21 protein-coding genes and 1 riboswitch are annotated in these 24,402 nt (G+C 73.5%); of the genes, 11 read left to right on the forward strand and 10 right to left on the reverse strand.

Annotation, left to right across the window (positions count from 1 at the left end):
• Window positions 1-17 precede the first annotated feature (17 nt).
• From AC061S_RS09560 to AC061S_RS09570, 3 genes are all read left to right on the forward strand, one after another.
• Window positions 18-590, forward strand: coding sequence for a TIGR03086 family metal-binding protein (locus AC061S_RS09560; RefSeq protein ID WP_478685412.1), 573 nt, complete (start codon window positions 18-20; stop codon window positions 588-590).
• 154 nt (window positions 591-744) lie between these two features.
• Window positions 745-2,052 (forward strand): aminotransferase class I/II-fold pyridoxal phosphate-dependent enzyme, encoded by a 1,308-nt coding sequence (locus tag AC061S_RS09565; RefSeq protein WP_478685464.1) that lies wholly within the window; start codon window positions 745-747, stop codon window positions 2,050-2,052.
• 139 nt (window positions 2,053-2,191) lie between these two features.
• Window positions 2,192-3,259 (forward strand): MBL fold metallo-hydrolase, encoded by a 1,068-nt coding sequence (locus AC061S_RS09570; protein ID WP_478685413.1) that lies wholly within the window; start codon window positions 2,192-2,194, stop codon window positions 3,257-3,259.
• 362 nt (window positions 3,260-3,621) lie between these two features.
• Here AC061S_RS09570 and AC061S_RS09575 read toward each other — a convergent pair whose 3' ends face one another.
• A complete protein-coding gene (locus tag AC061S_RS09575) occupies window positions 3,622-4,239 on the reverse strand; it encodes a DedA family protein (RefSeq protein ID WP_478685465.1) in 618 nt (205 codons plus the stop codon).
• Window positions 4,240-4,244: 5 nt separating this feature from the next.
• A complete protein-coding gene (locus tag AC061S_RS09580; RefSeq protein WP_478685414.1) occupies window positions 4,245-5,015 on the reverse strand; it encodes an MBL fold metallo-hydrolase in 771 nt (256 codons plus the stop codon).
• 152 nt (window positions 5,016-5,167) lie between these two features.
• Between AC061S_RS09580 and AC061S_RS09585 the strand changes: the two genes are divergently transcribed.
• The 5 genes from AC061S_RS09585 (at window position 5,168) to AC061S_RS09605 (ending at window position 11,329) form a co-directional block, all read left to right on the forward strand.
• Window positions 5,168-5,572, forward strand: coding sequence for a hypothetical protein (locus AC061S_RS09585; RefSeq protein ID WP_478685415.1), 405 nt, complete (start codon window positions 5,168-5,170; stop codon window positions 5,570-5,572).
• Between the two features lie 168 nt (window positions 5,573-5,740).
• Window positions 5,741-7,822: a phage holin family protein gene (locus AC061S_RS09590; RefSeq protein WP_478685416.1), complete on the forward strand. Its 2,082-nt coding sequence runs from the start codon at window positions 5,741-5,743 to the stop codon at window positions 7,820-7,822.
• An 85-nt stretch (window positions 7,823-7,907) separates the two neighbouring features.
• Window positions 7,908-8,357, forward strand: coding sequence for an SRPBCC family protein (locus AC061S_RS09595; protein WP_478685417.1), 450 nt, complete (start codon window positions 7,908-7,910; stop codon window positions 8,355-8,357).
• Window positions 8,358-8,477: 120 nt separating this feature from the next.
• Complete coding sequence (locus AC061S_RS09600) at window positions 8,478-9,539, forward strand: ATP-binding protein (protein WP_478685418.1); 1,062 nt, start codon at window positions 8,478-8,480, stop codon at window positions 9,537-9,539.
• The gene (locus tag AC061S_RS09605) at window positions 9,536-11,329 is read left to right on the forward strand and encodes a vWA domain-containing protein (protein ID WP_478685419.1); all 1,794 of its coding nucleotides are present in this window, start codon (window positions 9,536-9,538) and stop codon (window positions 11,327-11,329) included. Before AC061S_RS09600 ends, AC061S_RS09605 begins: the two co-directional genes overlap by 4 nt.
• An 18-nt stretch (window positions 11,330-11,347) precedes the next feature.
• Here AC061S_RS09605 and AC061S_RS09610 read toward each other — a convergent pair whose 3' ends face one another.
• Window positions 11,348-12,922 carry an RNA polymerase sigma factor gene (locus tag AC061S_RS09610; RefSeq protein ID WP_478685420.1) on the reverse strand — a complete coding sequence of 525 codons (1,575 nt, stop codon included), beginning with the start codon at window positions 12,920-12,922 and terminating at the stop codon, window positions 11,348-11,350.
• 213 nt (window positions 12,923-13,135) lie between these two features.
• Window positions 13,136-13,897 carry a methyltransferase domain-containing protein gene (locus AC061S_RS09615; protein ID WP_478685421.1) on the reverse strand — a complete coding sequence of 254 codons (762 nt, stop codon included), beginning with the start codon at window positions 13,895-13,897 and terminating at the stop codon, window positions 13,136-13,138.
• Window positions 13,898-13,998: 101 nt separating this feature from the next.
• Window positions 13,999-14,099: riboswitch (ZMP/ZTP riboswitch) on the forward strand.
• A 28-nt stretch (window positions 14,100-14,127) separates the two neighbouring features.
• On the opposite strand from AC061S_RS09615, the gene AC061S_RS09620 reads away from it, so the two are divergent.
• Window positions 14,128-15,018 carry a bifunctional 5,10-methylenetetrahydrofolate dehydrogenase/5,10-methenyltetrahydrofolate cyclohydrolase gene (locus tag AC061S_RS09620; RefSeq protein WP_478685422.1) on the forward strand — a complete coding sequence of 297 codons (891 nt, stop codon included), beginning with the start codon at window positions 14,128-14,130 and terminating at the stop codon, window positions 15,016-15,018.
• A gap of 6 nt (window positions 15,019-15,024) precedes the next feature.
• Here the strand turns inward: AC061S_RS09620 and AC061S_RS09625 are convergent, their stop codons facing one another.
• The gene (locus AC061S_RS09625) at window positions 15,025-16,515 is read right to left on the reverse strand and encodes a nuclease/transposase family protein (RefSeq protein ID WP_478685423.1); all 1,491 of its coding nucleotides are present in this window, start codon (window positions 16,513-16,515) and stop codon (window positions 15,025-15,027) included.
• Window positions 16,516-16,967: 452 nt separating this feature from the next.
• Here AC061S_RS09625 and AC061S_RS09630 point away from each other — a divergent pair, with 452 nt between their 5' ends.
• Window positions 16,968-18,494, forward strand: coding sequence for a peptide MFS transporter (locus AC061S_RS09630; protein WP_478685424.1), 1,527 nt, complete (start codon window positions 16,968-16,970; stop codon window positions 18,492-18,494).
• 32 nt (window positions 18,495-18,526) lie between these two features.
• Here AC061S_RS09630 and AC061S_RS09635 read toward each other — a convergent pair whose 3' ends face one another.
• The 4 genes from AC061S_RS09635 to AC061S_RS09650 all read right to left on the reverse strand — a co-directional run bounded on the left by AC061S_RS09635 (window position 18,527) and on the right by AC061S_RS09650 (window position 22,837).
• Window positions 18,527-19,705, reverse strand: a complete 1,179-nt coding sequence (locus AC061S_RS09635; RefSeq protein ID WP_478685425.1) for an MAB_1171c family putative transporter — start codon at window positions 19,703-19,705, stop codon at window positions 18,527-18,529.
• Between the two features lie 7 nt (window positions 19,706-19,712).
• Complete coding sequence (locus AC061S_RS09640; RefSeq protein WP_478685426.1) at window positions 19,713-21,134, reverse strand: NAD(P)/FAD-dependent oxidoreductase; 1,422 nt, start codon at window positions 21,132-21,134, stop codon at window positions 19,713-19,715.
• Between the two features lie 105 nt (window positions 21,135-21,239).
• A complete protein-coding gene (locus AC061S_RS09645) occupies window positions 21,240-21,800 on the reverse strand; it encodes a toxin-antitoxin system, toxin component (RefSeq protein WP_478685427.1) in 561 nt (186 codons plus the stop codon).
• The gene (locus tag AC061S_RS09650) at window positions 21,797-22,837 is read right to left on the reverse strand and encodes a hypothetical protein (protein WP_478685428.1); all 1,041 of its coding nucleotides are present in this window, start codon (window positions 22,835-22,837) and stop codon (window positions 21,797-21,799) included. The genes AC061S_RS09645 and AC061S_RS09650 overlap by 4 nt, the downstream gene beginning before the upstream one ends.
• Window positions 22,838-23,146: 309 nt before the next feature.
• Here AC061S_RS09650 and AC061S_RS09655 point away from each other — a divergent pair, with 309 nt between their 5' ends.
• On the forward strand, window positions 23,147-23,569 hold the full coding sequence (locus tag AC061S_RS09655; protein WP_478685429.1) for a hypothetical protein: 423 nt from the start codon (window positions 23,147-23,149) through the stop codon (window positions 23,567-23,569).
• Here the strand turns inward: AC061S_RS09655 and AC061S_RS09660 are convergent.
• The gene (locus AC061S_RS09660) at window positions 23,555-24,394 is read right to left on the reverse strand and encodes a helix-turn-helix domain-containing protein (RefSeq protein ID WP_478685430.1); all 840 of its coding nucleotides are present in this window, start codon (window positions 24,392-24,394) and stop codon (window positions 23,555-23,557) included. The two genes, AC061S_RS09655 and AC061S_RS09660, sit on opposite strands and share 15 nt — an antisense overlap.
• Window positions 24,395-24,402 lie beyond the last annotated feature (8 nt).

Genomic DNA, 24,402 nt, shown 5'->3' on the forward strand with positions numbered 1-24,402 from the left:
GAAGGACGGTGAGATCCATGCCGGACCCGCTGCTCGACCGGCACGCCGAGGCGCTGCGGCTCTTCGGCCGGTACGTCCACGCGGTCTCGGACGCGCAGTGGGACGCGCCGACGCCCTGTAGCGAATGGAGCGTGCGCGACCTGGTCAACCACGTCACCGCCGAACAGCTGTGGATACCGCCCCTGGTCACCGACGGCCGCACCGTCGAAGACATCGGGAGCACCTTCAACGGAGATGTCCTCGGCACGGACCCCGGCGCGGCCTGGGACGAGGCCTCGGCCGCCGCGCACACCGCCTTCGAGATCCCCGGAGCGCTGGAGCGCACGGTCCGGCTCTCGTACGGGCCCGCGCTCGGGTCGGCGTACTGCTCGGAGCTGACCGCGGACTGCGTCGTCCACGCCTGGGACCTCGCGCGGGGCATCGGCGCCGACGACCGGCTGCCGGACGGCCTCGTCGAGTTCTCCCTCAAGGAGGTCATGCCCTACGCCGACGGGCTGGCCGCGAGCGGGATGTACGCGGCTCCGCTGGAGATCCCGGCCGGGGCGGACGCCCAGACCCGGCTGCTCGCGCTGCTGGGGAGGAGCGGCTGAGGGAATCGGCGGCCGCACCTGGCGCGACGGCTTCGGTGTTCGGCTCTGACGGTGCCCCGGGTGTCCACAACGGGCGATCGTGGACGAATAACCGTATAAAGGCATGGTCGGGAGGCGCGGGGACGGCAGGGAGAGGTGGCGCGCGGTGTCGGGGATCCAGCGCACGACGGCCGAGGGCCGGGGGCAGGTCCGCTACGGTCCGCCCGCCCCCCAGCCCGGCCTGCCCGTCCTGCCCGAGCTCACGGCCGTCCTCGCGGCGGCCGCCTGGCGTTCGGCCCCCGAGCCGGCCGGCGGGGGCGTACCCGTACGGGCCGCCGCGGCCCGGCACTGGGGGCGGCGCGGGCTGCCCACGGACCCCGACCACGTGGCCGCCGGACCCGGCGCTCCCGCCCTGCTGCTGGCGCTGCTCGGCGCGTACGGCGGCGACGTCATGCTGCCCCGGCCGTGTCCCGCCTGGTGGACGCCGCAGGTCCGGCTGCTGGGACGGCGCGCCTACCACGTACCCACCCCGGCCGAGTGCGGCGGCGTACCCGACCCCTACGCCCTGCTGGAGACCGTGCGCCGGGTGCGCGCCGAGGGCGGCGATCCGCGTGTGCTCCTGCTGTCCGTCGCCGACGACCCGACCGCGACCGTCCCGCCGCCCGAACTGCTCCGGGAGGCCTGCGAGGCCGCCGAGTCCGCCGGGCTGTTCGTCGTCAGCGACGAGACCTGGCGCGACACCGTCCACCGGCCGCTCCCCGGAGGCCCGGCCGGGTTGGGCGGGCCGGCCGGGTTGGGCGGGCCGGGCGCAGCCGCCCCCGGCGGACTCCGAGGCTCCCACGACAGGCTCGTCGTGCTCAGCCCCGCCGAGATGCTGCCGGACGACACCGCGGTGCTCCTCGACCTCTCCGGCGCACTGCTGCCCGCCGGCTGGCCCGCCGCCGTCGTCCGGTTCCCCGGCACCCCGCACGGAACCTGGCTGCGGGCCCGGACCCTGGACGTGCTGACCGCCACCGGCGGCCTCGTCGCGGGCCCCGTCGCCGGGGCGGCCGCGCACGCCCTCGACGAGCCCGCCGCCGTCGCGGGACGCACCGCCGCGGCCGCCTCCCTGCACGGCGCGGTGGCCCGGGCCGCGCACCGGGAACTGCTGGCCGCCGGGGCGCTGGCCCGGCCCCCCGAGGCCGGCCGGCACCTCTACGCCGATCTGACGCCGCTGCGCGCGGGGCTCGCCCGGCAGGGCATCGGCGACGCGATGGAACTGGAGGACTGGCTGGGCGGACGGCTCGGCGCGCCGACGCCCGGCGGGCAGCGGTTCGCGGACGAGCCCGTCGCCCCGCGGGTCCGGCTGTCGACCGGACCGCTGCTGGGCGCCACCCCGGAGGAGCGGCTCGCGGCGCTCACCGCGACCGACCCCCTCGCCCTGCCCCACGTACGGGACTCCCTGGCCCGGCTCCGGTCGGTCCTGGCCGGGCTGTCCGACTGAGCCCGACGCGGGGTCCACCGGAACCCCGCCCCGCACCCGGCTTCGATTCCTCGCCTTCGACTCCCCGCCCTGGAACCCCCCGCCCTGGAACCCCCCGCCCTGGAACCCCCGACTCCCGCCGGTGAACGGAGACTTCTCGATGAGGGATCAGACGGACGCCCCCTCGGCCTCCCGGGCCGAGGCCGCCCCGGACGTCCCCCCGGCGGCCGCGCGGGGCGATGCCGGCGTCCGGCACGCGCGGCCGCGCCCGCTGGGCGAACACCGGCTGTGGCCGCGCTCGTTCGCGGACCGGCTGACCACCCCGCTGCCGGGGCTGCGCGCGTTCGCCCGGCTCGCCCGCGAGGGGGCCTTCCGGCCCGGCCCCGAGGGGCTGCGCGGCATCCCGGACCTGCCGTACGCGCCCGCCCCGCTGCCCGCCGTGGCCGCCGGGAAGGTGTCCGTGACCTGGGCCGGGCACGCCAGTTGGATCCTGCGGATCGGCGGGCTGACCGTACTGACCGATCCCGTCTGGTCCCGGCGGATCCTAGGCACCCCGGCCCGGATGACCCCCGTCGGGGTGCGGTGGGAGGAACTGCCGCCGGTCGACGCCGTGGTGATCAGCCACAACCACTACGACCACCTCGACGCCCCCACCCTCAAACGCCTCCCGCGCGCGACGCCGCTCTTCGTCCCGGCCGGACTCGCGCGCTGGTGCCGCCGCCGGGGGTTCACCCGGGTCACCGAACTCGACTGGTGGGAGTCGGCCGAACTGGGCGGCGTGCGGTTCGAGTTCGTGCCGGCGCACCACTGGTCGAAGCGGTCGCTGATGGACGCGTGCCGGACGTTGTGGGGCGGCTGGATGCTCAGCGCCGCCGAGGGGCGGGCCGGGGCGGCGAAGAAGGTCTACTTCGCGGGTGACACGGGCTACGGGCACTGGTTCGGCGAGATCGGACGGCGCCACCCCGGCGTCGATCTCGCGCTGCTCCCGATCGGGGCGTACGCCCCGCGGTGGTGGCTGCGGGACGTCCACGCGGACCCGGAGGAGGCCGTGCGGGCCTGTCTGGACCTGGGGGCGCGGCGGATGGCTCCGATGCACTGGGGGACCTTCGTGCTCTCCTCGGAGCCGGTGATGGAGCCTTTGCACCGGGTGCGGGCCGCGTGGGCCCGTACGGGGCTGCCCCGGGAGCACCTGTGGGACCTCCCGGTCGGGGCGTCCCGGGCCCTGTAGCCGCCGACGGCTGCGCGGGGCGGCCCCCCGCGGCGACCCTTGCCGCTGTGCGGGCCAAAGTCTCCGCAGCGACCCTTGCCGCTGCGCGGGGCAAAGTCCCCTCCCCGCCCTTCGCCCGTTCCCCGGGGCGGAGCCCCGGACCCCCTGGGGCTCCGCCCCAGACCCCGCGCCTCAAACGCCCGCGAGGCGGGCTGTTGCCCGGCGCAGCCGGCACCGTCCGCCTGCACGTACGGGCGAGCGCGAGCCCAATCCAGCCGGACGCCGGCCGAAAACCAGCCCCGCCGGCGTTTGAGGCGCGGGGGTCCGGGGGCTGGTCCCCGGCAACGGTGTCGCACGGGAGGCGGGTGCCGGGACCGGCCGGGTCAGCCGCGGATGCGGCGCCAGAGGGGCGGGGCCGCGGAGATGAGCACGGTGAGGGCCACCGCCAGGGCCACGCCCTTCCAGGGCTCCGCGAAGAGGGAGCCGCCCACGATGCCGATCAGGCCGTAGGTCGCCGCCCAGGCCAGGCAGGCGGGGCCGTCGCCGCGGGCGAACCGGCGCAGGGGGAGCTCCGCGAGGAGGCAGGCCAGCATCACCGGGATGCGGCCGCCCGGCAGCAGGCGGGAGACCACCAGGACCAGTACGCCGTGCTCGTCGAGCTTGCGCTGCGCCTGGGCGAGGCGTTCCGGGGTCGCCCGCCGGCGCAGCGCTTCCAACCAGCGCGATCCGTTCCGCGAGTGCACCCCCCGCCGGCCCAGCCAGTACAGCGCCATGTCCCCGGTGAAGGCGGCCAGCGAGGACACCCCGAACACCAGCAACAGCCCGAAGGGCAGGGAGTCCTGGTGGAACGCCACCACCGCCGCCGTACTGACCAGCGCGCCCGTCGGAATCACCGGCACCAGCGCGCCCAGCGCCACCAGCACGAAGAGGGTCGGATAGCCGATCGCCTGCTGGGTGGATTCCGGCGGGACCTGCGCGGCCGCCTCCGCCAGCTGGTACAGGGCCCTCACGGCAGCCGCACCCGCTCACCGTGCGCGGGCACCCGGACCGTCACCTTCGGCGCCTCCCGCCGCGCACACCGTACGAACTCCTCGCCCGGCGCGTGGAACTCGTGCGGCCGCACCGCGTCCATCCCGATCGGCCAGTACGTACCCCAGTGCACCGGGACCGCCGCTGCCGGAGCCAGCAGGGCCAGCGCCCGCGCCGCCCCCGCCGCGTCCATGTGCCCGGGACCCAGGTAGGGCCCCCAGCCGCCCACCGGCAGCAGGGCCACGTCCACCGGTCCGACCTCGTCGGCCATCGAGTCGAACAGGCCGGTGTCCCCGGCGAAGTAGGTCCGCGACGAGCCCTCGATCACGTACCCGAGCGCGGGAGCGAGCCGCGGTCCGAACGGCAGCCGCCGCCCGTCGTGCCGCGCGCCGACCGCCCGGACCCGTACGCCGTCCCGCACGGCCACCGTGTCGCCCGGCACCACCTCCGTGACCGCCAGCTCCCGCACCCCCGCTATCCGCGCCAGCCCCGGCACCGCGCCCGGGGCCCCGCGCGGCACCAGCAGCCGGGTCCCGCGCGCGAGGCGCGCCAGCGAGGGCAGGTGCAGGTGGTCGGCGTGCAGATGCGAGACGAGCACCGCGTCGGCGACCGCCGCCTCCGGCGGGGGCACCGCCCCGCGCCGGCGCCGCAGGTGCGCCAGACGGCGCGTGAAGAGCGGGTCCGTGAGCAGCCGGACACCGGAGTCCTCGACCGTGCACGTGGCGTGGCCCCACCAAGTGATCTCCACCGGCCCCTGATCCCCTCCCTCGTCCCGCTGTCACCGGGTCCCGTCCGAGCCTAAAGGCTGCCCGCCCAAACCGCCCGGAACCGGGGAACCGGGCCGAGGCCGTCTCCACGCCCCCTCCTCCCCGGCGGCGGATCGGAGTAGGGTCGGGCGGCATGGATGAGCTGCGCGTGGCCGCGATCGCCAGCCTGGCCCCGCTGGAGGATCTGGACACGGACCCCTTCGCCGTCGACACCCGGAGCCAGCACGCCATGTGCGTCCGCTGGGCGGCCGACCGGGGCTACGTCGTGACCCGCCAGCTGTTCGTCTACGGGCTGCGCGCCGACCACTGCGGGCTGTGGAGCGACATCGACGCCGGGCGCGTCGACCTGTTCGTCACCGCCAACCACCGGGTGCTGACCCGTGCGCTGCGCTCCGTGGGGGAGTTCACCGCCGAGTGCGCACGGCGCGGCGTACGGCTGGAAACCGCCGGTCTCGAGGAGCCGCGCTACACCTCCGCGATGAAGGCCGAGGTGCACCGCCGGCTCTCCATGCCGACCGCCGGATACGACGGCACCTAGTGCTGTGGCCGCACGCGCCGACCCCCGCCGCCGCCCCGCCGCGCCCCCCGTACGCACATCCGCCGCCCGTGTCACCCGGCCGGGCGGGCGCCGCTGTGCGAGCCTGGACAGCGTGGGGACGGGGGCCCGTCGGCGCGGTGCGGGCCACGGTGGTGAGGCGGGTTCGGCGTGTTGCGAGGCCGGTGGCGGAGTACGGGCGGCGCCCTGGTGCGGGTGGCCGTCGTCTGGGCGGTGTCCACCCTCACCATGCTCGCGCTGGCCGGCATCCTCCCCGACTTCCGGCTCCAGGCGGGCGCGGGCGGCGACCGCGACAGCATCACGCAGATAGGTCTGACGGCGGCCCTCGGCGCCGGGGCGTTCGGTCTGCTGAGCGCGCTGGTGTGGCCGGTTCTCGTACGCGCCCTGCTGCTCGTGCCGGCCCTGGTACTGGGCCTGCTCGTCTTCTTCCTCAACGGCTCGCTGCTGCTGATCGCGCTCAGCCTGATCCCGGCCGGCCGCGGCGAGGCGGACCCCGAGACGGCGGTGGTGGTCGCCGCCGTGATGTCCGCCGTCGCCTCCGCGACCTCCACCGCCCTCGCCGTCCGGGACGACGAGGCCTACCGGCGCCGGCTCTACCGGCTCGCCGACCGCCGCCGGCGCCGCCAGCGCCGCGAGGGCATGCCCGGGGCCGACGAGCGCGCCCCCGCCGTGGTGTTCCTGCAGCTGGACGGGGTCGGGTACGAGGTGCTGCGCCGCGCGGCCGGCAGCGGCCTGATGCCAACGGTGGCCGACTGGCTCGACCGCAGCCACCGCATCACCTCCTGGCGCACCGACTGGTCCAGCCAGACCGGCGCCAGCCAGCTCGGCATCCTGCACGGCTCCAACTTCGACGTCCCGGCCTTCCGCTGGTACGAGAAGGACACCGGCGAGGTGGTCGTCTGCAACCGGCCCACCAGCGCCGCCGAGCTCCAGCGGCGGGCCGTCGAACGCACCGGTGACGGGGGCCTGCTCACCCTCGACGGAGCCAGCCGCGGCAACCTCTTCAGCGGCGGCGCCGGCCAACTGGCGCTCGTCCTGTCCGTCTCCGCCCGGCGGAGCCCGCACAACCGCTCCCGCGCGGGCTACTTCGCGTACTTCTCCGACCCGGCCAACGCGGTCCGCACGGCACTCTCCTTCGTCGCCGAAGTGGCCCGCGAGATCACCCAGTCGGTACGCGGCCGCCTGCGCGGGGACCGGCCACGGGTCGCCCGCGGCGGGCTGTACCCGCTGATCCGGGCCTTCGCGACGGTGGTGGAGCGCGACGTCGTGGTCGCCGCGGTGATCGGCGACATGCTGGCCGGACGCGCCGCGGTCTACGCCGACCTTGTCGCCTACGACGAGGTCGCCCACCACTCGGGCCCGCGCTCCCGGGACACCGAGCAGGTGCTCGCCCGACTCGACCGCAGCCTCGCGCTCATCGCCCGGGTCGCCGAGCACGCGCCCCGGGAGTACCGGATCGTACTGCTCTCGGACCACGGCCAGAGCCCGGGGGAGACCTTCCTGGCCCGGTACGGGCTCACCCTGAAGGACCTGGTCCGCGCGGGCTGCGGGCTCCCGGTGTCCCGCAAGGCCGGCCGTACCCACAGCGGCGCCGAGGCGCGGGCCGCCGTACGGGCCGCCCTCCACCGGCCGGTGGAGGAGACGGACGAGGAGGTGCGTCCCGGAGCGGGTCCGGACCCGGTGGTCCTGGCTTCGGGCAACCTCGGGCTGATCTCCTTCCCGGACCTGCCCGGCCGGGCGTCCAGGGAGCGGATCGAGCGCGCGCACCCGGCGCTGCTGTCCACCCTGGCGAACCACCCCGGGGTCGGGTTCCTGCTCGTCGACGGGACCGTCCTGGCGGCGAACGGGGCCGAAGCCCGGCTGGACGAGCCGGGCGCGGCGGAGGAACTGCTGGCCGCCTTCGGCCCGGGCGCGGCGCGGGCGGTCCGGCGGACCGACACCTTCCCGCACGTGGCCGACGTGATGGTGAACTCGGCCTACGACCCGCAGACGGGATCGGTGCACGCCTTCGAGGAGCAGATCGGCTCGCACGGCGGCCTGGGCGGGGAGCAGGGCCACCCCTTCCTGATGTGGCCGGTGGAGCTCTCCGAGCCGGTGTACCGGCCTGACGGGGAGCTGGTGGGCGCGGAGGCGGTCCACGAGGTCCTGCGCCGCTGGCTCACCGAGGCGGACGGGCCGCAGGTCCCGGTCCCCCCGGAGATCGCCGTCGCCCCGGGAGCGGACCCCTCCTAGGCCGTCGCTCGGGGGCATCGCGCGGCTGCCCGCCCGGGGCGTACGTTGGAAGCAGAGTCCATCAGGGGGGCTCCAAGGGGTCGCCATGTCCGCGATCAGCAAGAGCATCGACATAGACCGCAGTCCCGAGGACGTCTACTCGTACATCACGGACCCCACGCACCTGCCGGAGTGGCAGGACAGCGCCGTGTCCGCCGTGCCGATGGGGGACCTCCCCGTCCACGTCGGCTCGAAGGTCCTCATCACCCGGCAGATCGGCAAGCGGCGGGTCCCCACGACCATGCAGGTCATGGAGCTCGACCCGCCGAGGAGCTGGCACTTCCACGGCCTGGACGGGCCGGTCCGGCCGGACGTGCGGGGCCGCATCGAACCCCTCGACGGCGGCGCCCGCTCGCGGGTGACCATCGCCGTGGACTTCGAGGGCCACGGCCTGGGCAGGGCGCTCGTCCCGCTCGCGGTCAAGCCCATGGTCCGCAAGGAGATGCCCCGGAGTGAGGAGAAGCTCAAGCACCTGCTGGAGCACTCCGCGGCCTGAGCTCCGCAGGGACGCCCCGGGAAAACCGGATGCTCCGGGACACGCGGTGCGCCCACACTGGGCGCACCGCCCACCGCGTACCCGTACCCGGACCCGTACTCCCTAAGGACATCCCCGCCCGTGCAGGCTGCCGTCACCGTCACTCCCGCCCAGCTTCCCGAACTGCTCCTCGGGCTCGCCACCGTGCGGCCCGTGTTCCTCTGGGGGGCGCCCGGCATCGGCAAGTCCTCGCTCGTGCGCAAGTTCGCCGACTCGCTGGGACTGGAGTGCGTGAGCCTGCTCGGTACGCAGCTCGCGCCCGAGGACCTGATCGGCGTACCGCAGATCCGTGACGGGCGTTCCGTGTTCTGCCCGCCCGAGGCCATCGCCCGCGAGGAGCCGTACTGCCTGTTCCTCGACGAGCTCAACGCCGCGAGCCCGGACGTGCAGAAGGCCTTCTACTCCCTGATCCTCGACCGGCGGATCGGCTCCTACGAGCTGCCCGCGGGCTCCATCGTCATCGGCGCGGGCAACCGGGCCACCGACAACGCCCTGGCCCGCCCCATCGCCTCAGCGCTCGTCAACCGGCTCACCCACGTCCACCTGAACGCCTCCGCCGGGGACTGGCTGGTCTGGGCCGGCGAGCACGGCATCCACCCGTGGGTCACCGACTACCTCACCGACCGGCCCGACCACCTGTGGTCGCAGCCGCCCAAGACGGAGGAGCCCTTCTCCACGCCCCGGTCCTGGCACATGCTCTCCGACGCCCTGCACTCCTTCGGCCCGGACCTGGACGAGCAGATGCTGGGCGTGCTCGCGCACGGCACCCTCACCCCCGCGCACGCCGTGTCCTTCCGCGGCTACGCCAAGATCGTCCGCCACACCTTCGGCATCGAGGCGGTCATCAAGGGCGACGCGTCCTGGCCCTCCCGGGTGGAGGACCGCGATCTGCTCTACTACCTCGCCGAGGCCTTCCGGGGCCGCCTGGTCAAGGAGCTCCCGGCCCGCAAGGAACACGTCTCGCCCGGCGTCCGGCAGACCGCCTACCGTGCCAAGTCCCTGCTCGTCCAGCTCGCCGAGATCTCCGTCGAGGTGGCCCAGACCGTCATCGCCGACGACGCGGACGGCCATCCCGTGCTGCCCGCCTGGTTCCTGATCGAAGCCGCCCGCGACCTGCCCCGGCTGGTCGAGGCCCGCCGGTGAGCAGCAAGGCCAAGCAGGCCAAGCAGGCCAAGCCCGATCCGGCCGCCCTCGCCTACGAGGCCGGGCGCGCCGCGGTCCGGCAGAACCCCGCCCTGAACGCCGTCTCCGCCACCCACTGCCGCAGCCGCCAGTGCGCGGACTGCAACACCGCCGGGCTCGCCGTGGTCACCTCCAACGGGGTGATCCACGCCCACCCGACCCGCCGCGCGGAGCCCGCCGAGTGGGCCTGGGCCCTGGCGCACTGCCTGCTCCATCTCGGCTTCGGACACGTGCCCGCCGCCAAGGAGGACGACCGGCCGCAGCCTGACCGCGCCGAGCTCGCCGCCCGCTGCGTGGTCGTCAACCGCTTCCTGCTGACCTTCCCCGTGGGCCGGGCCCCCGACCGGCTGCCCGAGCAGTACCCCGGCGGCGACGAGGAGCAGCTCGCCGCCGCCTGGCGCCAGGACGGCGTCCCGGCCCGCTACGCGGACTGCGGTACGAGCGCCCCCGGCGCCCCCGACCAGATCCTGCAGGCCTGGCGGCACTGGGGCTCCGTACCGGACTGGCAGACCGGCTTCGCCCACGCCCTGACCCGGTCCGTGTCCGCCACCATGGACCTGGCCGCCGGCCGGGAGGGCCACCGGCCGCAGCCGTGGGAGCGGGCCCTGAACTGGTTCGTCTCCTCCTACCCGCTGCTCGGCGGCCTCGCCGCGGGCCTGCGCATCGTCGCCGACGCCGAACTGGCCCGTGCCCAGGGCATCGACATCGCCGCCGTCAGCGCGAGCGCCGGGGAGATCTACGTCAACCCGCTGCGCAGCTTCGAGGACGGGGAGTGGCGGTTCATCCTGGCCCACGAGATGCTGCACGCCGCCCTGCGCCACGGGGAGCGCTGCGGCGCCCGCGACCCGTACCTGCACAACGTGGCCGCCGACTACGTGGTCAACGGCTGGCTCGTGAAGATGGACGTCGGGGAGATGCCCGAGGGGCTGTTGTACGACCCGGAGCTGCGGGACCTGTCCGTGGAGGAGGTCTACGACCGGATCACCGGCGACCTGCGCCGGATGCGCCGGCTCGCCACCCTGCGCGGCAAGGGCCGCGGGGACATCCTGGGCGAGCCGCTGCCCCACCCGGGGAGTTGCCCGTACACCGACCTGGACGAGTTCTACCGGCGCGGCCTGGTCCAGGGCTTCGACCTGCACGGGTACGGGGAGCGAGGACTGCTCCCCGCCGGGCTGGTGCAGGAGATCAGGGCGCTGGCCCACCCTCCGGTGCCCTGGGACGCGCGCCTGGCCCGCTGGTTCGACGAGTACGTGCCCCGCCCGGAGCCGGTACGCAGCTTCGCGCGCCCGGCCCGCCGCCAGGCCTCCACCCCGGACATCCCGCGCGCGGGCCGGTACTTCCCGCCCGAGGAGACCGCCCGCTGCACCTTCGGCGTGGTCCTCGACACCTCGGGGTCGATGGACACCGCCCTGCTCGGCAAGGCGCTCGGCGCCATCGCCTCGTACGCCGAAGCCCGCGACGTGCCGGCCGCCCGCGTCGTGTTCTGCGACGCGGCGCCGTACGACGCGGGCTATCTGCCCCCGACCGAAATCGCCGGCCGGGTGAAGGTGCGCGGCCGGGGCGGGACCGTGCTGCAGCCGGGCATCGACCTGCTGCTGCGGGCGGAGGACTTCCCGCCCGGGGCCCCGGTCCTGGTGATCACGGACGGCTGGACCGACACCCTGCGGATCCGGCGCGAGCACGCCTTCCTGGTTCCGCAGGGCGCCTCCCTGCCGTTCACGCCCCGCGGGCCGGTCTTCCGACTGGACTGAGGGGCGCGGACCCGACTCTTAGTCGAGGTAGTCGCGCAGCACCTGCGAGCGCGACGGGTGACGGAGCTTCGACATGGTCTTCGACTCGATCTGGCGGATGCGCTCACGGGTGACCCCGTACACACGGCCGATCTCGTCGAGGGTCTTCGGCTGGCCGTCGTTGAGGCCGTAGCGCATGGAGACCACGCCCGCCTCGCGCTCCGAGAGCGTGCCCAGGATGGACTGGAGCTGCTCCTGGAGGAAGGTGAAGGAGACCGCGTCGGCCGGCACGACCGCCTCGGAGTCCTCGATGAGGTCACCGAACTCGCTGTCGCCCTCCTCACCCAGCGGGGTGTGCAGGGAGATCGGCTCGCGCCCGTACTTCTGGACCTCGATGACCTTCTCGGGGGTCATGTCGAGTTCCTTGCCCAGCTCCTCCGGAGTGGGCTCCCGGCCGAGGTCCTGGAGCATCTGGCGCTGGACACGGGCCAGCTTGTTGATGATCTCGACCATGTGGACGGGGATGCGGATGGTGCGCGACTGGTCGGCCATGGCACGCGTGATCGCCTGCCGGATCCACCAGGTCGCGTACGTGGAGAACTTGAAGCCCTTGGTGTAGTCGAACTTCTCCACGGCGCGGATCAGACCGACGTTGCCCTCCTGGATCAGGTCCAGGAAGAGCATGCCGCGGCCGGTGTAGCGCTTGGCGAGGGAGACCACGAGGCGGAGGTTGGCCTCCAGCAGGTGGTTCTTGGCCCGGCGGCCGTCCTCGACGAGGATCTCCAGCTCGCGCTTGAACGCGGGCTTGTGGTCCTCCTCCTCTTCGAGCTTGTACTCGGAGAAGAGACCGGCCTCGATGCGCTTGGCGAGCTCCACCTCCTGCTCGGCGTTGAGCAGCGGCACCTTGCCGATGAGCTTGAGGTAGTCCTTGACGGGGTCGGCGGTGGCGCCGGCGACCATGACGGTCTGGGCCGGGGCGTCGTCCTCGTCGTCGTCGGACAGGACGAAGCCGGCGCTGCCGCCCGTCTTGGGCGTCTCCTTCTCGTCGCCCTCGTCGAGGTCCTCGGCAGCCCAGTCCTCGCCCTCGGCCACGGGGGCGTCGCCCTCGTCGCCGTCCTTGGCGGTCTTCTTCGTGGCGGCCGTCTTCTTCACGGCGGTCTTCTTGGCGGCGGTCTTCTTGACCGTCCGCTTCTTCGGCGCGGCGGCGGCCTCGGCCGCCACCTCCTCCTCGGTCCCGGAGGCCGACGGGTCGGATATCGCCGCAGCGGTGGCGGGGGCAGCCGTCTTGCGCGCACCGATGAGGCGCGGCGGGGCGGCGGCCTTCTTGGCGACGGCGCGCGCCGGGGCGGCGGCCGCCTTGCGCGGCTTCTTGGCGGGAGCCTTCGTGGCGGGGGCGGCGCTGACGTGCAGCGCGACGCCCTCCTCGTCCAGGACCTGGTTCAGGCTGCGCAGGACCCGCTTCCACTGGTCCACCGGGATGCGGCCGGCCTCGAAGGCCTGGCGCACGTCATCACCGTTGATGTGACCCTGCTCGCGGCCACGCTCGACAAGCGCGACCAGGGCCTCGGATTCGGCGATCTCCGTGGGGAACGTACGGGACGGGCTGAGCGACACAAGGAGCCTCTCGTTGCGAACAGATAAGGGGTGGCGGGACATCATCGCGCGAACTCGGGAAACAGACCCGAGGGGGGTCTGTATTCCGGGCCGCACGAGGACACCTGTCGGTTCATCGCATGCCCGAGTAGATTCGTTACGCGCTGAATTGAGTGACCTGCGCCACGCTGTGACCGGGGAGCCGGTCGCGGGTGGTCGCGTCCGCCCGTTTTGTCAGCCCGTTTTGCGGGCCTCGATGAGAAAACGGGCGGTGTGTGCGACGAACGGGCCTTCGCGCTCGATCTGTTCGTGCAGCTCGCGCAACCGGTCCCGATGCTGCCCGACCGTGAAGCCCGGCACCATCCAGATCACCTTCCGTAGAAAGTAGATCACGGCTCCGATGTCGTGGAACTCCGTCCGCAGCCGCTCGGAGCGCAGATCGACCACCTCCAGCCCAGCCTTCGTGGCCTCGGCGACCGCGTCGTCGGGGCGCCGGGCCCGCCGGACCTCCTCCGGCTGCGGGCCCAGGAAGTACTCCACGAGCTCGAAAACGCTCGCCGGACCGACCTGCTGGGAGAGGTACGTGCCACCGGGCCGCAGCACCCGCGCGATCTCCTCCCACCAGATCGTGACCGGATGCCGGCTGGCGACGAACTCGAAGGCCTCGTCGCCGAACGGCAGCGGCGGCTCGTCGGAGTCCACGACCACCACCGCGCCGAGCGGGTGCAGGAGCCTTGTCGCCTTGTCGATGTTCGGCGGCCACGATTCGGTGGCCACCGTCAGCCGGGGCAGGGGCCCGGCTCCGGCGAGCACCTCCCCGCCGCCGGTCTGGATGTCCAGGGCGGAGCCGACCCGCGCCAGGTGGAGCGCCAGGAGGCTCTGGTAGCCCCAGGAGGGGCGCTGCTCGGTGGCGCGGCCGTCGAGCCAGGAGAAGTCCCAGCCGTCCACGGAGACGGATTCCGCTTCCGCGACGAGATGGTCGAAAGTGCGCGTCATGTCTCGATCGTCCCAGGTCCGGCGCCGGTCATCCACCGGATTGCCGGGCCGGGGCCCACCCCGGCGCTGTCGGACCTGTCGGGAGAGGTCGCCTACACTGGGCGGCGGGCCGTGACTGGCGTTCGGGTGGATCACCACCGGGGAGCGGCCCGGCGTACTCCCGCATCCCGTACGCCGACTGCCGCGCGCCTGGGCGAACCGCGATCCCGCAGCGACGCTCAGGAGCCCCGATGACCACTCAGACGACTGCCCAGCAGGACCAGACCGCCACGCTGATGGACGGCACCGCCCTCGCCCGCCGCATCTCGGAGCAGACCGCCGAGTACGCCGCGAAGATCACCGAGCGCACGGGCGCCGCGCCCTGTCTGGCGACCGTGCTCGTCGGCGAGGACCCCGCGTCCGTCACCTACGTCCGCATGAAGCAGAACCGCTGCGCCAAGGCCGGCATCACCTCCCGCCACGTGGAGCTGCCGGCCGCGACGACCACCGAGGAGCTCGTCGCCACCCTGACCGCGCTCTCCGAGGACCCGGAGATCAGCGGCATCCTGCTCCAGCACCCCGTCCCGCACCACATCGACGAGCGCGCCGCCTTCGAGGCCATCGCCCCGGGCAAGGACGTCGACGGGGTCACCATGCACTCCTTCGCCGCCATGGGCTTCGGACTGCCGGGCTTCGTCTCCTGCACCCCTGGCGGCATCATGCGGCTGCTGGAGGCCTACGACGTGGACCTGACCGGCAAGCACGCCGTGGTCGTCGGCCGCAGCGCGATCCTGGGCAAGCCCGCCGGGATGCTGCTGCTGGAGCAGAACGCCACCGTCACCTACTGCCACTCCCGCACCGTGGACCTGCCGTCCCTCGTCCGCCAGGCGGACGTGCTGGTCGCCGCCGTCGGCAAGGCCGAGTTCATCCGCGGCGAGGACATCAAGCCGGGCGCCGTGGTGCTGGACGCCGGCTACAACGAGGGCAACGTCGGCGACGTCCACTTCGAGTCGGCCGCGGCCCGCGCCTCGCTGATCACCCCGGTACCGGGCGGCGTCGGCCCGATGACCATCGCGGTGCTGCTGGAGCAGACCGTCCAGGCCGCCGCCGCGCAGGCCGGTCTGGCCCTCGCGGACCTCTGACCGTTCCTAGCGATGTTGGCCACTGTTGGCCGTATCGCTGTACACCGGGCTGGCCGGTTGTCTCCCCGAACGGTTTTGGGGGACGGGGAACAGTGCGAGTTGGGCGCTGCGGTCCCGGCAGGTCTTGCCACCCAGGATGGGTGTGCCTGTGGTCCTTGGCGGGCTCGTGTTCCCGGGTGCCCTCGGTGCGGTGACGGTCTGGCCGGTAGCTCTCCGCGCGACGATCCTCTGGTCGTGTGCGGTCACACCTGGCCGACGCCGTGTCCCGTGTCCGAGGGCGCGTCTGCCGATCGCCACCGAGGCCGCATGGTGCCCGGTGGCGAGCGTGGTCTTGGATTGCTGTTGGAGCGGAGCCTTCCAGTGCTGGGTGCCCCAGCGGCTGGTGTAGGCGGGGTCGACGGCGATGACGACGAGTCCGGCGTGGTGGGCCATGCCGGAAAGTCGGTCGCGGAAGCGTGCGGTGGGCAGGCCTGCGACGGTGCGGCGGAACGTCTTGCCGCGCCTGCCCCGGCCCATCGTCCCGCGGCCGGTGGCGCGGGCGTCGGCGAAACCCAGGTTCTCGATCGCCAGCCCAGCGCAGCCGTGTTGGTGGGCGAGGTGGATGAGGTGGCTGAGCGCCTGCCGGAGGCGTCCGTCGCGCTGGGATGTGGGTCCGGTCAGGTCGGCGGGTACGGTGATGGGCTGGCCGACGGGGTTGCCGTGGGCGTCTATGACGCAGGCGGCGAGGTGGCCGGCGTTGAGGTCCACGGCGAGGAGCCGGACGCCGGTTGCGGCCAGCTCGGCAGGGGTCGGGAGAGGTGCTGTCGCGGTGGACCAGGAGGCATCGAGGTACCAGCGCCCGCGTTCGGAGTCGTACACGATGTCGTAGCGCACCGTCTGGTTGGCGGTGGCCCGGTCCAGCCACTCGTCTCGGCGGTGGTTGAAGGTGACGGTGCAGGCCAGCCGGTACCGACCCCGGGGTGCGTTGGCGAGGTGCCTGAGCGGTTGGGGCAGGACGATCGTGACCGTCCCATCGGCCGGATCGACGGTGATCGTGTAGTTCCCGTACGGCGCCCCGGACTCACCGTCGGCGGTCAGGAACATGCGCTGCGCGTCCCACCGCTCCCGCCACTCGGCCTCGGTGAGCCCGGCGTCAGCCAGGTTGTGCCGCACCTTTGCGAGCCTTCGACCGCCGATGACGATCGCCGGATGCCCGGCCTCGATCCGCCGCTCCACTTCCGCCAGGCGCGCGGTGAGGACCTGCAACCGGAGCTGCTTCTGCGCCCGCTCGGCCCGGCTCGGATATCCGCGAACACCACCTATGCGCAGGCCGCAGGGGACGGCCAGACGCTTGCGGACTTTTGTGATGGCCCGGCGCAGCGAGGTCCGCTCATCGAACAGGCACCGCAGGGAAAGCTGGTACTGATCCTCACTGGCCCGGGTGATCGCCCCCGCCCACCGGGACGACGACACCCTCGTCAGCGCACGCTTGCGGCCCGCCCGCCCGTTCTCCTTCACCGGCACCCTGCCGATACGCAGCCGCTCAGCCAGATCAGCACGGGCACAGCGGCCCAGATGCACGCCGACCATCCGCAAAACCCCGGCATCCCCGGCCGACAGGCGCAGACGATCCCGGATACGCGCGCCCACAGGAGCCGACACAGTGAACGGGGCAGCCAGCGTCCGCAGTGCACGCTTCCGCCGCCCCCCACCACGCGCCACCGGCCACCCCCTCTCCATTCCGCACAACGGCACTAACGTTCTCCATCGATACTGGTGTCTCCATCGAGACCGTGTGTTGAAGTCACCCCGAGTTCACCCATACGGGCATCCCGTGACCAACCCACGATCGCCCCGCTCGCATTCGCAGGGCGAACGCCCTGGGCCTTGGGGCCCCGGGGCGTTCGGTTTCCCCCGGTACCGGCCGAAGGGACGATCCGCGCACCCAGGTACGAGGCTCCAATGAATATGTGAACGCATCGATGGATACGCAGAAGACCTCGGGACCGGACGCGGCGGCGGTGGGCGGGAAGCGCCACCCGCGCGGGCTCGCCACCCTCGTCCTCGCCGAGCTGTGGGAGCGCTTCAGCCTCTACGGCATGGTCGCCATCCTCGTGCACTTCCTCGCCGCCTCCCGCGGCCACGGGGGCATGGGGCTCCACGAGGGCACCGCGGAGGCCGTGGAAGGCGTCTACATGGCCATGATCTCGCTGCTGGCGCTGCCCGGCGGCTGGATCGCCGACCGGTTCCTCGGCGCCCGCCGGGCCGTCCTGTGGGGCGGGGTGGTCATCATGGCCGGCCACGTCCTGATGGCCGTCCCGAACCCGGTCTTCGTCTGGCCGGGCCTGGTCCTCATCGTCATCGGCACGGGCCTGCTCAAGCCGAACATCTCCGCGCTGGTCGGGCGGCTGTACGCCGCAGACGACGACCAGCGGCGCGACGCCGGCTACTCGATCTTCTACATGGGCATCAACCTCGGCGCCGTCATCGCCCCGCTCGTCGTCGGCTACCTCGGCGAGGAGGTCAACTGGCACCTCGGCTTCGGCGCCGCCGCCGTCGGCATGGCCCTCGGCCTGGTCCAGTACGTCCTCGGCGGCCGCCGCCTGTCGGAGCAGCTCCGCGCCGAGCCCGTGGTCCGGCTCACCCCCGCCGAGCGGGCCAAGCTGCGCAGGTCCTCCTCGTACGGCCTGGTCTTCACCGCCGTACTGGTCACCCTGCTGGCCGCCTCGCACGCGCTGAGCATCGACAACGTCACCTTCGTGCTCACGGTCGTCGCCGTGGTCGTTCCGGCGGGCGTGCTGCTCTCCATGTACCGCAGCCCCAAGATCGACCGGGTCGAGAAGACCCGGCTGCGGGCCTACGTCTGGCTCTTCCTGGCCGCCACGCTGTTCTGGCTGGTCTACGACCAGATGGGCAACGAGCTGAACCTGTTCGCCGCCCAGAAGACCGACCTGTCCCTGCTAGGCCGGCACATCCCGGCCAGCTGGACCCAGTCGCTGCCCTCGCTGTTCGTGATCATCCTGGCTCCCGTCTTCGCCGCCTTCTGGGTGCGCCGGGGCAAGCACATGAGCACCCCGTTCAAGTTCGGCGTGGCCCTGCTGCTGACCGGCGCCTCCTTCGTGGTCATGTCCGGCGCCGCGGCCATCGCCTCCAGCGGGGTCAAGGTCTCGCTGATGTGGCTGGTGGGCGTGTACGTGATCCAGGTGATGGGCGAGATGTGCCTGAGCCCGGTCGGCCTCTCGGTCACCACGAAGCTCGCCCCGCGGGCCTTCACCAACCAGATGATGGGCGTCTGGTTCCTCGCCGCCGCCACCGGAGACGCGATCGGCGCGCAGCTGCCCCGGCTCGACGCGGTCATCGGCCAGAGCTGGAACTTCCTGTGGCAGGGCGCCATGGTGATCGCGGCCGGCGCGGTGATGGTCTTCTTCACCAAGCGGCTCAAGGTCCTGACGGGCGAGGCGGCCGCCGCTCGCGAAGCGGTGCCGGCCACGGCCTGACCGGGGTCCGGTGACCGGGGCCCCGCCAGGTCTCAGCGCGGGGCCGCGGCCCGGCGGCGGGCCTCCGCCACGATGGGCGAGGCGTGGAACTCCCGGGCCAGCTCCGTCAGCGGCTGGGCGCCCAGGCGCCAGGGCTCGGCGGGATCGGACCCGGGGCCGGGCTCCACCCGGTCGGCGGCGGCCCGGCGCTGGCACGCGGCCGCGAGTACGGCCGCGTCCGCCACCAGCGCGGCGCCCCGCTCGCACCGGCCCTGGGCGCGCGCGGCCTCGTAGGCCTCGCTCCGCACAGCGGGGTCGAACCAGGGGGCGAGCGCCAGCAGCCCGTCATCGATCACCGATTCGCGGTGGATCAACCGGATGCCGACCGGGGACCACCAGGTCAGCGGCACCGTCATCACGCTGGACGCGGCGAATCCGTGCAGGGCCTTCCACAGCGGACGCAGCCGGCGGTACTGGCTGAACTCCTGCCAGGCCGCCGATTCGCCGACCAGGGGCACGATGAACCCGATCCCGACCAGCAGGGCCGCCGCGGAGGCGAGGGGCGGCGCGAGGTAGGTGGACAGCCCGTCCCAGTCGCGGCCGGACCAGCGGGCTCCGACCGCGGCCCACTTCGCGACGAGATAGCCCACGTCCATCACCATGCCGAGCATCAGCAGCGCCAACCCGGTGCGCAGCGCCCGCAGGGCCGGGTCCACGCGCCGCACCCACTTCCAGCACAACAGGCTCAGCGCCGTGCTGCCCACGGCGTGGGCGGTCAGGTAGAGCGCGATCATCTCGCGGATCCACGGGGTGGTGGCGTAGTACGTGTCCAGGTCCCGCAGCCGCTCCACCGGCGCGTCCCCCTTCACGAACAGGAAGACGATCGTGACCACGACGGCGCCGTACGCGACCACCGTGATCCGGGTGGCCCGCAGGACGCCCGGGGTCGGGCCGGCGCCCCAGTGCAGGATCAGCACGATGCACGACGCCGAGAACGCGGTGAGCACGCTGTAGACCAGGGGCGCGGAGAAGTTGACGACGCCGGTCAGGCGGTTGACCGCGGCGATCGTCGGCGGACCGGACAGGAACATGGCGAGGGAACCGACGACCAGCAGCGTGCACACGGCACGCATCAGCGGCTGGTCCCAGCCGCGGCGCAGCGTCGGAGCCTTGATGACCAGGGCCAGGACGATCACGAACCCCGGGACGTAGAGGATGAGCCCGTGCGTCATCGGGCGCCTAGCGGGCTTCGACGGGGTCGGCCCCTTGGTCGAGTCCCGCGACGGTCCGCTCGGCGGCGGTCAGCGGCGGGGCCTTGAGCGCACCCCGGTCCGAGGCGCGCAGCACCTGCCAGACCACCGACGGCTTGACCCAGTGGGTGGGCGGGCTGCTCATGGTGATGACCTCCAGGAAGGCGGAGGTCAGCTCCTCCCGGGTGGTGGCCCCGGTCATCAGCCGGGAGACGTAGGAGTTGAGCAGGCCGGAGCCGGCGCGCGACTTCATGCCGGTGGCGCCCGGGTACAGGATGTCCTGCGAGGTGGCGAGCTCCCAGGCGGTGGCCACCTGCGGGGCGAGGGCGCGCTGCGCCTCCATGCCGATGCCGGGGTGGGCCGGTCCCTTGGAGCGCAGCAGGGCGCGGACGGCGAGCAGGCCCTGGGCCGCGACCGTCATGCCCTGGCCGTAGAGCGGGTTGAAGGTGGCGACCGAGTCGCCGACCGCGAAGAAGCCGTCCGGGAGTTCGGCCTTCTCGAAGAAGACCCGGCGGTTGGTGGTGCCCTGGGTGACGGCGACGTCGGTCAGCGGTTTCTTGCCCTCCAGGAGCTCGCCGACGATCGGGTCGCGGATGCCCTTGGCGAACGGGATGAACTCGTCGGGGTCGCCGGTGGGCTGGCCGCCCCGGGTCCCGGAGAGGGTGGCCTGCCACTGCCCGTTCTCGATGGGGACGATCGTCGCGGTCTGGCCGGGGACCGCGACCCGGGGGTCGGACTGGACGTTCACGATGGGGAAGCCCATCTCGTGGGCTCCGGCGGGGGCCTCGAAGATCCGGGTCGCGTAGACCAGGCCGGAGTCGACCTCCGCCTGCCGGATGCCGTCCACGCCGAGCGCCTGCAGCCAGACGCGGGCCCGGGAGCCGCGGCCGCTCGCGTCGACCACGAGGTCGGCGGTGACCAGCCGGTCCTCCTCCTCCGGGGTGTCGACACGGACGCCGGTGATCCGCGCGGCGGTTCCCTCCAGGGAGCGGACCCGGCTGCGCTGGAGGGTGGTGACCCCTTCCAGGGCGATCACCCGGGCGCGGACCACCGAGTCGAGGAGGTCGCGGCTGCAGGAGATGTTGAACTGCTTCTCCCCGCACCGGGGGATCCATCCCTGGGCGGTCTTGGTGACCAGGTCGGTGGGCAGGCTGCGGCGGATTGCGCCCGCTTCCGTCCAGTCCTCCATGATGCCCGGCAGGATGTCCTCGATGGCGCGGGCGCCGCCCGACCACATGACGTGGACGTGGCGGGCCTGCGGCAGTCCGCGCCGGGGCTCCGGGAGCTCGGGCAGGGTGTCGGCGTCGATGATGGTGACCGCCGCGTGCTCGGCGAGGACGGCGGCCGCCAGGAGGCCGGCCATGCTGCCCCCGATGACGACGGCGTGGCGGGGCGGAGAAGACTGGGTCATCGTGTGGTGCTCTCTGTCAGGGCCGTGCGGCGTGCGCATCGGCGGAGTAGGTGCGTCGGCGGGAAGGCGGTGGTCAGCCGCCGGGGGGTGTGGGCCGGGGCCCGCTCAACGTCCACAGCCGAACGAGGTCTTGATGCGCTCGATCGCCTCGGGCACCTGCTCTTCCCGCGGTGGCGGCAGGAAGGTCTTGAGGACCTTTCCGAGGTGCAGGCCGAAGGTCTCCGCCCGGATCTCCGCCGGATCGCTGCGGTCGGCCCGGGCGGCCGCCTGCCGCAGGACACTGCTCAGCCCGTCTTCGGAGTGCAGCAGCTCCGCCAGGCCGCCGCCCCGGCCGGTCAGCCGGGCGGCCACCGCCATGCCCTGGCCGTGCTGGTCGCAGGTGCCCTCGTCCAGGTGCCACAGCTCGTGGCAGGCGATGACGAGCTGGTGCTCGGGCCGGGTGCGCTCCTCGATGACGAGGAGGTCGCGGTCCTCCATCTCCAGCCACAGCCCGCTGGCCGTGTCGGGCGGGAAGACGGCGAACCGGAAGAGCACCGGCCGGTCGCGACCGCGCCCGTAGGCGCTGCACAGGCGCCCGATGATGCCGGGGGCGTCCGTGTTCGGAGTCAGACGCGCCGCCGCCAGCAGGTCGTCGCCGAGTTTCCGCATGGCACGTGTGGTCCTCATCGCGCTCCCCCTTCGGCACTGCGGTCGGTGTCATCGGCGCCGCGCGGCGGGCGCGGGACGGCCGGGCGGCCCAGCTGTCCTTCCCGCGCGAGCAGATCGTCCAGGTAGTCCGCCAGCGACTTCCAGCCGCCCGGGGAGAGCCGGCCGGCCCGGGTGACGATGCTGCGCACGTCGTGCGCCCGCATCACGGCGAGCATCGGGTTCTCGGCGGGCCGTTCCGGGGCCTGGAGTTCGCGCGCGATCCCGGTGAGCGCCTCGGCCAGCGCCTCGGTGTCGTCGGCCAGCAGGAAGCCGCTCTCGACCCCGTAGAAGCGCTGGATCCCGGCGGCCGCCGCGAGGTTGGGGAGCCCCTCGCCCTGGGTGAGCCGGGTCAGCGACTGGCCCGAGGCGGCGAAGGAGCCGGCGATGGCGGAGAGGGAGTGGGCCTGCCCGTCCTCCCGGGGGCGGGTGCGGCGCAGGTGCTCGAAGCGGCGGCGCACCTGCTCTTTCAGCGGGAGCCGGGGCGGTGTGCCGTCGAGCGTGAGCCGGATGTCCTCCGGGGTGATGCCGGTGAGGTACGAGAGGCGTTCGAGGTCGTCCGCGGCGCCTTCCACCCGGCCCCCGGGCCCGGTGCCGGCCAGGGCCCGCTCCACCGCGCTCTTGCTGTCGGCGAGCAGGAAGCCGGCGTACACCCCGAAGAACCGCTGCACGCCCGCCGCGTGGCCGAGCCGGGGCAGTCCGGTGCCCGCGTTGAGCGGGCCGAGGGAGGCGCCGGGGGCGTCGAAGTCCTCGGCTATGGCCGCGAGCGACCACTCCCGGCCGTGCTTGTCGAGGCGGGTGGCGCGCAGCCGCAGGAAGCGCCGGTGCACCCGCTCGCACAGCGGCAGCTCGGCGGCGGTGCCGTCCAGTATCCGGGGCACCCGGGCCGGTTCGACCCCGGACAGCCGGCTGAGCCGCTCCACGGCGAGCACCTGCGCCGGGTCCTGGCCGCACCGCTCCGCCAGCGCCACGACACGGGCCCGGACCGCGCTCAGGTCGGGTCGGTCGGCGGCTCGCACCGGGTATTTCTCCGTCAGTAGAGAGAAGGTTCGAACTGGTTGCTCTGCGTGAAGCCTAACCCCCGGTTCCGTGGCAGAACAGGGCGGCCCCCAACCTTTCCTTCCGTTCGGCTCAAAAAATGTGGGGACGCCGCACCGCCCGGAACCCCCGGACGGGCCGTACGGCCGTTACCTGGGAGGTAATCGACCGGGCGGGGGCTCCGGCGGCACAGTGGAGCCATCGGGTTCCGGGGTCGCGCACTCGGCTCCGGGGCCCGGGTCATCCGTACTCCACCAGCGCATTCGACCCTCGACGGAGGCTGATCCACCATGTCCGCAACCCTGCTCACCGCCGTAGCCCGTACCGCCGTCCCGCAGGACGCGCTGCGCCGGTTCCTCGCCCTCGACTCCGTCGTCACCACCGGGAACGGGCTCGCCTACGCCGCCTTCTCCGCACCCCTCGGCCGGCTGCTCGGCGTCGGACAGGGGCTGCTGCTGGGGCTCGGGGTGCTCCTGGTGCTCTACGGGGCCGGCGTCGGCCTGCTGGCCTCGCGCCGGCAGCCCCCGGTCTTCCCCGTCCGGCTCGTCATCGAAACCAACTACGCCTGGGCGGCGCTCAGCCTCGTCGCCCTCGTCGTCTGGTTCACGCCCACCACCGCCGGGGCGGTGTGGATCCCGGCGCAGGCGCTCACCGTCGCCTCCTTCGCCCTCCTCCAGCAGCTCGCGCTGCGCGCGGGCTCAGGGCGACAGTGACCGCAGGTACTTCACCGTCGCCGGGTCGGCCGGCAGGAGGGTCTCGATGGCCAGCTCGGCGACCGTCACGTCCATGGGGGTGTTGAAGGTGGAGATGGAGGACACGAAGGAGAGCAGGTGCCCGTCGTGTTCGATCCGCAGGGGGAGCGCGAGGTACGCGACGATCCCGTCCGGCCCGTCCGGCCCGTCCGGCCCGTCCTCGTGTGGCCCGCCCCCGCCCGGCCCCTCCGCCCCCGCGGGTATCGGATAGGCCGCCACCTCCTCGTACAGCGCGCGCAGCGGCGCCGAACGGGCCAGCGCGATCTGCCGCTCCATCTGGGCCAGCAGGTGTCCGCGCCACTCGCGGAAGTTGTGGATCCGCGGGGCGAGGCCCTCCGGGTGCAGGGTCAGCCGCATCGCGTTGAGGGGGCCGGCCAGCAGGTGCTCCGGCAGTCCCGCCATCAGCATCATGATGCCCCGGTTGGCGGCCACCACGTCGTACGCGGCGTCCACCACCAGTGCCGGGTACGGTTCGTAGCCGGTCAGCAGCCGCTCCAGCCCCTCGCGCAGCACCGCCATGGAGGGGTCGTCCAGCGGGGTGTGGGCGTACCGGGGCGCGTAACCCGCCGCCAGCAGAAGGGCGTTGCGGTCCCGTACTGGGACGTCCAGCCGGTCGGCGAGCCGCAGCACCATCTCCTCGCTCGGCCGGGACCGGCCCGTCTCCACGAAGCTGATGTGCCGGGAGGAGGAGTCGGCGCGGCCCGCCAGCTCCAACTGGCTCAGTCCGCGCCGCTCCCGCCAGGTGCGCAGCAGGGTGCCTACCGTCAAGGGCACAGCAGTCGTCATCCCCCGAC

It is taken from the genome of Streptomyces sp. CA189 (assembly GCF_056428985.1).